This window comes from Microbacterium sp. SCPM-O-B-15248 (M128) (genome assembly GCF_058214835.1).
The window spans coordinates 1-225 of the sequence record NZ_JBYQLI010000027.1 but is presented as its reverse complement, the minus strand read 5'-3'; the positions used below and the strand labels follow the sequence as shown (position 1 = coordinate 225).

Sequence of the window (225 nt, the reverse complement as noted above, 5' to 3'; positions counted from 1 at the left end):
TTGTGCGCCCAAATATCGAACCCGACATTCTCACGCACCAGCACCTCATCGGACACCGGCTCCAACCGCGCCCGACCCTCCGGCGTCAACCTCCCGTTGACCACCACCAGGATCCGCGCCGCATGCTCCCGCAAACCCGCCAACGCATGCACGACATACTCGTCCACACCCCCACGACGGTCATACACCACATACACCACAAGCCGACGACCAGCCGCAGGAAAG

1 protein-coding gene is annotated in these 225 nt (G+C 63.1%); it reads right to left on the bottom strand.

What is annotated here, in order from left to right:
• Nucleotides 1–104: rhamnan synthesis F family protein (locus AC3E6M_RS17070; protein ID WP_490530611.1), on the bottom strand; the 104-nt coding region annotated here is incomplete at its 3' end.
• Nucleotides 105–225 lie beyond the last annotated feature (121 nt).